Annotated in this window: 8 protein-coding genes; 3 read left to right on the forward strand and 5 right to left on the reverse strand. The window is 60.5% G+C overall.

What is annotated here, in order from left to right:
• Positions 1–72: 72 nt before the first annotated feature.
• Positions 73–525 carry a ribosomal protein S18-alanine N-acetyltransferase gene (gene rimI, locus PS14A_RS20975; protein WP_076564123.1) on the reverse strand — a complete coding sequence of 151 codons (453 nt, stop codon included), beginning with the start codon at positions 523–525 and terminating at the stop codon, positions 73–75.
• Positions 518–1264: a hypothetical protein gene (locus PS14A_RS20980; protein WP_041480020.1), complete on the reverse strand. Its 747-nt coding sequence runs from the start codon at positions 1262–1264 to the stop codon at positions 518–520. Before PS14A_RS20980 ends, rimI begins: the two co-directional genes overlap by 8 nt.
• Before the next feature lie 242 nt (positions 1265–1506).
• Here PS14A_RS20980 and mksB point away from each other — a divergent pair, with 242 nt between their 5' ends.
• From mksB to mksF, 3 genes are read left to right on the forward strand one after another with little or no spacing between them, the layout of a single operon-like run.
• Positions 1507–2787: an Mks condensin complex protein MksB gene (gene mksB / locus PS14A_RS20985; RefSeq protein WP_160768349.1), complete on the forward strand. Its 1281-nt coding sequence runs from the start codon at positions 1507–1509 to the stop codon at positions 2785–2787.
• Positions 2777–3478, forward strand: a complete 702-nt coding sequence (gene mksE / locus PS14A_RS20990; RefSeq protein WP_016773189.1) for an Mks condensin complex protein MksE — start codon at positions 2777–2779, stop codon at positions 3476–3478. The genes mksB and mksE overlap by 11 nt, the downstream gene beginning before the upstream one ends.
• Positions 3475–6315, forward strand: a complete 2841-nt coding sequence (mksF, locus tag PS14A_RS20995) for an Mks condensin complex protein MksF (protein WP_039761238.1) — start codon at positions 3475–3477, stop codon at positions 6313–6315. Before mksE ends, mksF begins: the two co-directional genes overlap by 4 nt.
• Positions 6316–6491: 176 nt before the next feature.
• On the opposite strand, the gene PS14A_RS21000 is transcribed toward mksF, so the two are convergent.
• From PS14A_RS21000 to PS14A_RS21010, 3 genes are read right to left on the reverse strand one after another with little or no spacing between them, the layout of a single operon-like run.
• A complete protein-coding gene (locus PS14A_RS21000; RefSeq protein WP_212617138.1) occupies positions 6492–8795 on the reverse strand; it encodes an MlaD family protein in 2304 nt (767 codons plus the stop codon).
• Positions 8788–9411, reverse strand: a complete 624-nt coding sequence (locus PS14A_RS21005; RefSeq protein WP_071173597.1) for a paraquat-inducible protein A — start codon at positions 9409–9411, stop codon at positions 8788–8790. Before PS14A_RS21005 ends, PS14A_RS21000 begins: the two co-directional genes overlap by 8 nt.
• Complete coding sequence (locus PS14A_RS21010; protein ID WP_071173598.1) at positions 9398–10057, reverse strand: paraquat-inducible protein A; 660 nt, start codon at positions 10055–10057, stop codon at positions 9398–9400. Before PS14A_RS21010 ends, PS14A_RS21005 begins: the two co-directional genes overlap by 14 nt.
• Between the last annotated feature and the right edge of the window lie 196 nt (positions 10058–10253).

The raw sequence follows: 10253 nt of genomic DNA on the forward strand, positions 1-10253 counted from the left end.
TCTTTTGATTTTGCTTTGGATCTTACAAAAACAGGATCAAAAGATCGCAACCTTCGGCAGCTCCTACAGGGCTTAATCCACCAAGGTACAGGCCATCACCACCGCATCCTCACGCCCGCCCACCGCCGGATAATAATCGCGACGCCGGCCGATCTCGTTGAAGCCATAACGCTCATACAACCTGAACGCAGCCGTGTTGCTGTCGCGCACTTCGAGAAAGCACTCCCGCGCTTCAGCCGCATACGCCCGCGACATCAAATGCTCAAGCAACGTCAGGCCCAACCCGCGCCCCTGATTTTCCGGCTTGACGGTGATATTGAGCAGGTGCGCCTCATCAAGAATGATCTGCACCACACCGTGGCCCACCTGCTGCTGCCCTTCGAACATCAGCCAGATCTGGTATTTGCCCAGGCCATCGAGAAAGATGCCCCGGGTCCACGGATGGCTGTACGCGGCGTATTCAATCTTCAACACAGCGTCCAGGTCCGCCTCGGTCATCGGGCGAAAGGTTACAGCCTCACTCATCGGATTGTTTCCAGCGCGCCATCAGCCGACGCATGGCTTGCCACACAGCGGCCTTGCGCTGTGGCTCTTCCATTAACAGTTCCAGACCGGGAATCGCCCAGGCCAGGCCCAGACCTTCGATCTGCAATTCACTATTGAACGCTTCGGCGTCCGCTTCCCCGGCAAATTTCACCGCCGGCAGGCCGATCAGCCACAGACAGGCGCAGGGCGCCGCTTCCATCTGCACCGAGAGGAAGCCTTGCACGAAGTCGCGCGCCGCTTCCGGGCCTTGATCCAGCGTGCCGCGATTGAGCCACGGCCAGCGCACCGGCTCGCCGACGATTTGCGGCGCATCCGGCAGACCGGCGGCGCGCAGCATGTCCTTGAGCAGCAGGTAGGCCGGATCGCGACTCTGAAACGCTTCGCCTGTGGGTAACTCGACCAGCAGCAGGCAACGCCCGGCGCGCAGCAGTTGCAGGGCGAAACGCGGCGGCGGCACTGGCGCAGGCTTGACCACCACCGGCGTGTCGTCGACTTCCTCCACCGGTTTGGCGCCGTTGCGGGTACTGGCCAGCGACGGACGCGGCACCTCGATTTTCGGTCGCTCGGCCTGACGCGCGGCAGGCTGCGCCGGTGCTTCGGCCTGAGGCGCCGGAACAACCGGTACCTCAAGCTCAGGCTCGGGCATCTCCAGCAGCTCGGGCCGCGACGGTGCGGCGAAAGGCAGTTCGGTGCGCGGCAGCCAGTTGACCACCTGCATGGCGTTCAAATAGGCGCGGCGGCGGGACTCGATAAGCAAAGGTCGGCCACTTGTGGATAACGGAAAGTGCGCTGATTCTACCGCCCTTCGCACAATATCGCTCGCTGTTGATCGATACCCCGCGCTGCGCTGCGCCGCTGCCCTTTGGGCAAAGAATGCGACAGCCCGTCCCGAGAGTGAATCGCCGCGCCTGTGATGCAGTACAATCGCCGCTTTTAATCGCCAACCAGCCGGCCATTCCGATGATCGAACCCAAGCGCGTCTTGCGCGCCCTCGCTGAACACTGGGCACTTCTGGAGCCACTGTGCGAGCACTTCGACCAAGGCACCCTGAGCCTCAACGAACTGCGCACGCAACTGGCCGCCCAACAACTCGACAGTACGCCGCAGGACATCACCAGCCTGCTCGACGTGTGGATTCGCCTCGATATTCTGGTTCCGGTGGCGAAAAGCCCGAACCGTTTCGAGCTCAACGCGCAGATCCACGACTTCCTCGCCTACCTGCGCCGCGAACACCGCCTCGGTCTGTGCCTGGAAATCGAAGCCTACCTGCGTCACCTTGAGCGTCTGGCCGGTTATATCCAGGACGCTTTCGACGTTCGTGACGGCAACGATCTGGCGCGCCAGCTGCGCTTGCTCGACATGCGCGTGCGCGACGTCCTGAAGAAACTCGACAACGATGAACAAGCCCTGGTGGCAGTGGCCGAACGGGCGAAGACCAGCGACCGGCAGATTCCGCTGCGTCAGCGGTACGCCGAAGTCCTGGCGACGTGGGACGAATACGTCGAGCCGATGATCGATCTGGTCAACGCCGACGGTGCCTTCGAGCAAGGCGTGCGCAAGGTCGAAACGGTGCTGCTGAAGATGCTCAGCGAACAGCAGCGCCTCGGCCATCTGGTCGATGACGACATGCTCCTGCGCACCCACGCGCGCATCCTCGAAATGCAGACCAGCGCGCAACTGACCCTGCGTCATGCCCGCGAACTGCTGCTGCCGCTGCGTGAAGAAGCGCGTCGGCACAACGCCGTGACCCGTGGCGCCGCATTGGCGCTGGCGGCGATCCGGCGTAAAGGCATCGACGCCGTGCCGCAAGCGGCGATGCCGCTGTTCACCCGTCCGCAAAGCACCTTCCTGGGCAGCGCCAGTCAGGTCGAAGCCTACGTTTATGCGCTGGCGCGTTTCGAGCCGAAACCGGCGCGCTTCCCCAAGGCGCACAAAACCCAGAAGGCGGGCGACGCTCCACGTGCACCGCGCACCGTGCGCGAGATGGTCGATCGCTGCGAAGAGTCGCTGCCGATGCCGGATCTGATGACCTGGCTGCTGGAACAGGAACCGGACGGCGCCACCGACGAATTGCTTTACTGGTTCTCGCGCCTGTCGCGGGAAAAACGCTTCAAGCGCGAGCGTCTGGAACGCCGCGAATACCACACTCACGAGCACCAGGTCAGCCTGCGCTCCTTCGCCCTGCTCTCGGCCAGCGATACCGCCGCCGAGGATTCTGCGAGCATCCCAAATGCATCTTGATCTTTCCGAACTGTCGCAACTGGCGCCGATCTTCCGCGAGTTGTTCAAGGGTTACCACGTCAGCCGCCGTGATCCCGAGCTGTACGCACAACTGTCGAATTTCCAGGACCAGTACCGCACGCTGTTCAAGGCGCTGGGCTTTGAACTGGTCTGCGACACCCGCGGTTTCTACTACTTCGTGCCGGACATGGCCGCCGCCGCAGTGAACAAGACTGCCCAGCGTCTGGCGCTGTTCACCTTCATCCTCGTCGAGCACCTGGCCGATCAGGGCCGCGACCCGATTGCCGTGCTCGACGGCGGCAGCCTCGGCCGCGAAGAATTGCCGTCGCTGCTGGATAAATACCGCGACCTGTTCATCCAGGCCGAAGTGCAGACCGTCGAAGAACTCGAAGAAAAAATCATGCGCCGCATGACCCAGCTCGGTTTTGCCGGCGAAGAAAACGGTGTCTACCGCTTCCTGCCGCCGATGCACCGTTTCCTCGACGTGTGTCTGTCGGTACAGCAGGACCGCGACCTCGCAGCCAGCGTCCACAGCGTTCTGCCGCTGCCGGCACCGGTGCTGATCGACGAAGAAGCCGAAGCGAAATTCCTCGAAACCGACGATCCGCTCGATCTTTCCGAATTTGAAGAAGAAAGCGAAGAAGACGCACTGGCCCGCGCCATTGCCGAAGAACAGGAGTCCGATGCATGAGCCAGGAACGCTACGGCATCCGCCGCTTTGCCCTTTTGAACACCGCCGGTTACAGCCTCGGTCTGTTCCCGCTGGAAGAACCGTTGTCGGTTTACGGCGCAAACAACCTCGGTAAATCAGCGTCGATCAACGCCTTGCAGTTCCCGATTCTGGCGCGCATGTCGGACATGAGCTTCGGCAAGTACAGCCTGGAACAATCGCGGCGCTTCTACTTCGCCTCCGACACCAGTTACATCCTCGTCGAAGTCAACCTGCCCCACGGCCCCCACGTGATCGGCGTGGTCGGTCGCGGCCCGGGCGGTGGTTTCGGGCACCAGTTCTTCGCCTACGCCGGCAAGCTCGATCTGGCGCATTACCAGAAAAACGACACTTGCCTGCGCCAGAAAGAACTGTTCAGCAATCTCGAAAAAGAAGGCCTGAAGGCTTACGAACTCAAGCCGGATGAGCTGCGCCGCTTGCTGGTTGGCGGCCACACGTCAATCCCGCTCGACCTGACCCTTATCCCGCTGCGCTCCACCAGCGAGCAGAGCCTGAAGACCTTCCGCGCGTTGTTCATCAACCTGCTGCACATGCGCGAAATCACCGCGGCCAAGCTCAAGCAACTGTTCCTCGATGCTTTCGAGCACAGCCTGCGTTCGGGCAGCGTCGATTACATCGCCGCGTGCGAAGAAGCCTTCCGCGACGTGCGGCGCATGGAGCAGGACTACAACTCGCTGGTCGCCGCCGGTCCATTGGTTGAAGCGCTGGCCAACGGCGTGAAACAGCGCGATGTGCTGCGCGGCAAACTGCATCGCCTGTCGCCGCTGCTCGATTCCTTGCTCGGCACTTGGTCGGATTACGCCACGGCGCGCAAGGAAGAGCTGACCATCCAGGCCGAGCACTACCGCCGCGAGCAGGACGATCTGCAAAACGATCAGCGCGGCGGCACCCAGGAACTGATGCGTCTGGAGCGGGAAATTTCCGGTATCCAGCGCTGGCTCGGCGAGCTGTCGGTGCTGAAGAACCGCTTCGCCCTGGTCGATGACGTCAAAGTGCTCGAGCAACAATTGCTCGCCGCCAAGGATGCCCACGATGAATTGGCCGGTGCCTTGGCGCAGTCGCGTCAGTTCAGCGCCGAAGACCTCGAAGAGCGTCTGCGCGATCTGGAAAAACGCCTGAAGTCGGTGAAGCAACAACTCGATCACGCCGACAACAACAGCTATGCCCGCCTGCGCGAAGAGTTCTCGCAACAAGACGTCGAGCGCCTGATGCGTCTGTTCAATAGCGCGTTGTTCAGCCTGCCGCTGGGCGAACATGGCATCACCCTCGACGAGAACGGTGAGTGGGTCAAATCGGTCGAGCTGATTCTTGACGGCTTCAAAGGCGAGCGCTTCGAAGTGCCGGGCCTGTCGATCGACATCTCGCACATCGAGCCGCCGGCCCTGCAAGCGCTGGCCGACCGTGCCGCGTTGCGCGATCAGAAGGAGCGTCTGGAAAAAGAGCTCAAGCAATTGAAAACCCAGCAGGCCGTGGCCGCCGACCGCGCCGCGAGCAAGACCCAGACCGAAGCGCTGTACCAGCAGGTGCTGGACGCGCAGAAGGCGCTGGAAGATTTCCGTCGCACCCAGACCCTGAGCGCCGAAGAAGGCGACAAACTCGAACAACTGGCGCAGATGGAAGCCGCGCAGGACGAACTCAAGCGCTCCAGCGATGCCTTCACCGAGCGCGTCCAGCAACTGTCGGCCAAGCTGCAACTGGTCGGCCGGCAGATCGCCGACATGGAAGCCAAGCAACGCACCCTCGACGATGCCTTGCGTCGTCGTCAGTTGCTGCCAGCGGATCTGCCGTTCGGCACGCCGTTCATGGATCCGGTCGATGATTCGATGGACAACCTGCTGCCGCTGCTCAACGACTATCAGGACAGCTGGCAGGGTCTGCTGCGCGCCGATGGGCAGATCGAGGCGCTGTATGCGCAGGTGCGTCTGAAAGGCGTGGCCAAGTTCGACAGCGAGGACGACATGGAGCGGCGTCTGTCGCTGCTGATCAACGCTTACGCACACCGCACCGATGAAGCGCTGACCTTGGGCAAGGCGCGGCGCGCGGCGGTCACCGACATCGCCCGCACCCTGCGCAACATCCGCAGCGATTACGACAGCCTCGAGCATCAACTGGCGCTGTTCAACCGCGAGATCAACAAGCGCCAGGTTTCCAACCTGCAGAGCTTCCGCATCGTCCTCGCACCGAACAAGGAAGCGCTCAAGCACATCGACCAGATCATCCACAGCGCCGGGCAGTACGAAGAAGGCGAAACCCTGTCGGTGTTCGACCTCAGCCAGAGCGCCGAGCAGGACAACAAGAACGAAGAGGCTAAGGAATACCTCGCGCGGCTGGTGGCGGCGAACCACAACCAGCTCGGCCTCAAGGATTTGTTCGAACTGGCCTTCGAGATCACCAAGGTCAACGGCCAACCGGTGATCCACACCGATATCGATGGCGCAGCGTCCAACGGTACGACCATGACCATCAAAGCACTGACCAACATGTACTTGTTGCTGCATTTGATGGATCGCGATCTGGCCGGCCGCGTGCGTCTGCCGTACTACCTCGACGAGGCGGCGGACATCGACGAGAAGAACCAGGCGGCGTTGCTGGAGACCAGTCTGCAACTGGGCTTCGTGCCTATTCTGGCGAGCGTGAAGCCGCAAGTCTGCGCCAGTGTCGCGATCGACCTGGAGGGCGGCAGCGGCCCGGCCGGGATCTACATTGATGAAGCGGACTGGAAGTACATCCGCCGGCATGATGTGGTCAAGGCCACGCTGAATGTGCAGGCGGATGAGCCGGAGCTGGATGCGGTTTGATCGGCGGTAGCTGAAGCAAAAAAAGGGCCGCGATCTGATGAGATCGCGGCCCTTTTTTATCGCCTGGATTTTGTGTTGATGTGGCTGGCCCCTTCGCGAGCAGGCTCGCTCCCACAATTGGAACGCGTTCCCCTGTGGGAGCGAGCCTGCTCGCGAAGACGTCTCAACAGACGCCACTATTTACCAAGCTGAATCTTCGGCGCCCAGGTCAGCCATTCATCCTCGAACTTGTCAAACAACGGGAACGTCTGCTCGGCCCGCGCCGGGTTGCCCATGCGCTCGCCATCCGGGGTGGCGAAGGCAATCCCGCCCTGAATCAGCGTCTCCAGCGATTCGGTCCGAACCGTCACGCCTTTGAACAACCCATAATCGAAGCCCACGCCGCTGGTGTTCCAGAAGCGGCTGCCGCTGCGCACCAGTGGCGCGTACTTCGGCTCGATCAGGATGTGGACCAATACACGGTCAGCGGTCTGGCCCAATTCATAACCGGTCACCTTTCCGACGGTGATTTCACGATAGGTCACTGGCACGCCGGGCTTCAGCGAACCACGACGTGCGGCGCTCAACACCAGACTCAAACCAGCTTCCTGTTTGGTGACTTCCGGCGCCTCGGCCAAGGCAACGAAGTTCTTCTGCGGGCCGAGATTCTTCGCTGCCGGCTGGACTTCGATGTATTTACCGGTGACCAGCGTCTCCAGGTTCTGCGTCTTGATCAGGCCCAGCTCCGGCTTGACCACCCAGAACTGACTGCCGACTCGAGCAATCTTCTCCGGCACTTCAGTGATGCGAGCAGTGAGGATCACCGACTGCATGTCATCGGTCAGATCGACGCTTTCAATCTTGCCGACATCCAGCCCCTTGAAACGCACCGGCGTACCGCTGCTCAAGCCGTCAGCGCGATCAACCTTGATCGTCACTACCGCGCCTTTCTTGTTCGCCTCATCGTGATCGGCAAACAGACGGAAGCGCGGGATACGTTTCTTCAACGGCGCATTGGCCTGCGGCGTTTCGAAGGCGATACCGCCGGCCATCAGGGTTTGCAGGGATTCACTCTTGACCTGAATGCCGCCGGTCAAGCCACCCGTGAGGGTAATGCCGCTGACGTTCCAGAAGCGCGTCGAGGCGTTGACCAGGTTTTCGTATTCCTTCTCGATGTGCACGCCGATGACCAGTTGCTTCTTGGTTCGGGAGAACTGGTAGCTCTGCACCGAACCGACCTTGACCTGCTTGTACAGAATCGGACTGCCGACATCGATCGAACCCAGCGAATCGGTGAACAACACCAGATGCAGGCCCGGCGAACGCAGGTCCAGCGGCGGTGCTTTCGGTCGCGCTTCGAACTCGCGTTTCGGCGCAGCGCCTTTGTCGCCCGGACGCACGGCGATGTAGTTACCTTTCACCAGCGCTTCCAGGCCGGTAATACCGGCAAGGGAAATCGACGGTTTGACCACCCAGAACTGCGTGCCCTCAACCAGATAGTCTTCGGCCAACGGATCAAGGGTCAGCTCGGCCGTTGCGCTGTTCAGATCCGGATCGACCTTAAGCGCTTTCAGGTTGCCGACCTGAATGCCTTTGTACATCACCGGCGTGCGACCCGCCTGCAGGCCCTCGAAATCGCTGAGTTTGACCTTCACACGAATCCCGGCAGCGGCAGCGTCGAAGTCTTCATAGAGACGGAATGGCAGGCTCGGATCGGTCGCTGGGCTGTCTTTGCGATTCTCCGGCGTGGCGAAGGCGATGCCCCCAGCGACGATGCTGGCCAGGGACTCGCTACGGACTTTCACACCGGACAGGTTGGCGTCGATGCTGATGCCGCTGGCGTTCCAGAAACGTGTGTGTTTGCGCACCAGTTTGGCGTAGGTCGGCTCGATGAACACCTTCAGTTCAACGGTGCTCTGATCCTCGGACAGCACGTAGCTTTTGACCTGGCCGACTTTGATCTGTTTGTAGAACACCGGGCTGCCGCGATTCAACGAGCCGAGGCGATCGGCCTTGATGGTCAGGTGCAGACCGGGCTTGGCGTCGGACAGCGGCGGCTCTTCGGCGAGTGCCTTGAACTTGCGCACGGGCTCGCCTTCACCCGGGCTGATCGCAACATAGTTACCCGAGACCAGCGTTTCCAGACCAGTGATACCGGCCAAGGTCACGCTCGGTTTGACCAGCCAGAACCGAGTGCTGGTTTTCAGGTACTGCTCGACGTCCTTGTTCATTTCGATGGTGGCGATCACTCCTTTGGAGTTGCCTTCATCGTCAAGCTTGAGCGTCTTGACCTTGCCGACCGGCATGCCTTTGTAAACCACTTCGGTCTTGTTGGCCTGGATCCCTTCGCCGCTTTCGAAGCGCACCTGTATTTCGATGCCGGTTTCCGACCAGGCACGCCAGCCGAGCCAGCCGCCGATGATCAGCGCGATCAGAGGCAGCACCCAAATGGCCGACCAGTTCGAAGCCGGTCGGGTTTTCGCTACAGGCAAATCAGTCATGGTCGTCGTCCGACTCCGTGTTATCCCAAATCAGTCGGGGATCGAAAGTTACCGCGGCGAGCATCGTCAGAATCACCACAGAGGCGAAGGCGACGGCGCCCAGATTGGCTTCGACACTGGCTATCCGGCCGAAGTTGACGACCGCCACGAGAATGGCGATCACGAAAATATCGAGCATCGACCAGCGGCCAATGAACTCGATGAATCGGTACATCCAGATGCGCTGACGGGCCGACAATGGCTGCCGGCGCTGCACGGAAAACAGCAGCAGCGCGATGCCGACCAGTTTGAACGTGGGCACCAGAATACTGGCGATGAACACCACACTCGCGATCGGAATCATGCCGTGCTGCACCAGTTCAATCACCCCGGACATGATGGTGCTCGGTTCACCCTGGCCCAGGGAGCTGACCGTCATGATCGGCAAGACGTTGGCCGGAATATAGATAATGGCTGCCGTGATCAACAGCGCCCAGGTGCGGGTCAGGCTGTTGGGGCGGCGAGCGTGCACCTGCGCGCCGCAGCGGGTACAGCTTTGCTCATCGACGTCAGCTTCCTGCTTGTTCAGTTCGTGGCATTCGGTGCACACCAGAATGCCCGCATCAATCGCCCGCATGGGCATCCTCTCCTGATAATGCCTGCCAGATCTGATGCGGTGACATCACCACCTCCAGCCAGACTTGTACCAACAACAAGCCAATGAAACATGCCAGCCCGAGGCCGACGGTGATTGCTGCCATATCCGCCAGCTTCACGATCGCGACGAGGACGCCCATGAGGTAGACCTCGAGCATGCCCCAGTCTCTGAGGTGGTGGTAAATACGATAGAGCAACAAGCCATAACTACGGCCGACATTGAAGCGGATCGTCAGTAGGACAAACAGCTGGCACAACAACTTGAGTAACGGTATGGCCATGCTGCAAAGGAAGACGACAATCGACACACCTTGCATGTCGGTGTTGAACAGGCCGACTACGCCACTCCAGACCGTATCCTGCGAAGATTGCCCGAGGATATTGAGTTGCATGATGGGTAAAAAGTTTGCCGGTACGTAAAGTAATAACGCGGCGATTACCAGCGCGAGGCTGCGCTGCACCACGTTATGGCGGTGCGCATATAACTCGTAGCCGCAGCGCGGGCAGAGAGCCTTCTCACCATGGGCAAGTGTCGGCTTGCGCATCAGCAGGTCGCACTCGTGACAGGCTATCAAGTCTTCCAGCGGTAAATCTGACAGCCCGGGGGCGTCAACCGATTCTGACATACAGGCTCTGGCTCCGATAAAGATGGGGCTATTCTAGTGTTCTGCTTCGAAAATAACTGTGCAATTTTGTTCGCTTCGGTTCTTAAAACTTTCCCGCAGGCAAAACAAAACCCCAACTGCTTTCGCAATTGGGGTTTCGGAATTTAATCTTGACGATGACCTACTCTCACATGGGGAAACCCCACACTACCATCGG

It is taken from the genome of Pseudomonas sp. 14A (assembly GCF_018132745.1).
In the GTDB taxonomy this organism is placed as follows: domain Bacteria; phylum Pseudomonadota; class Gammaproteobacteria; order Pseudomonadales; family Pseudomonadaceae; genus Aquipseudomonas; species Aquipseudomonas mercuritolerans.

Coding starts and splice junctions, on each gene's coding strand:
- PS14A_RS20980 (WP_041480020.1), bottom strand. CDS start 1,264: ATGCAGGTGGTCAACTGGCTGCCGCGCACCGAACTGCCTTTCGCCGCA.
- mksE (WP_016773189.1), top strand. CDS start 2,777: ATGCATCTTGATCTTTCCGAACTGTCGCAACTGGCGCCGATCTTCCGC.
- PS14A_RS21000 (WP_212617138.1), bottom strand. CDS start 8,795: ATGACTGATTTGCCTGTAGCGAAAACCCGACCGGCTTCGAACTGGTCG.
- mksF (WP_039761238.1), top strand. CDS start 3,475: ATGAGCCAGGAACGCTACGGCATCCGCCGCTTTGCCCTTTTGAACACC.
- mksB (WP_160768349.1), top strand. CDS start 1,507: ATGATCGAACCCAAGCGCGTCTTGCGCGCCCTCGCTGAACACTGGGCA.
- PS14A_RS21005 (WP_071173597.1), bottom strand. CDS start 9,411: ATGCGGGCGATTGATGCGGGCATTCTGGTGTGCACCGAATGCCACGAA.
- rimI (WP_076564123.1), bottom strand. CDS start 525: ATGAGTGAGGCTGTAACCTTTCGCCCGATGACCGAGGCGGACCTGGAC.
- PS14A_RS21010 (WP_071173598.1), bottom strand. CDS start 10,057: ATGTCAGAATCGGTTGACGCCCCCGGGCTGTCAGATTTACCGCTGGAA.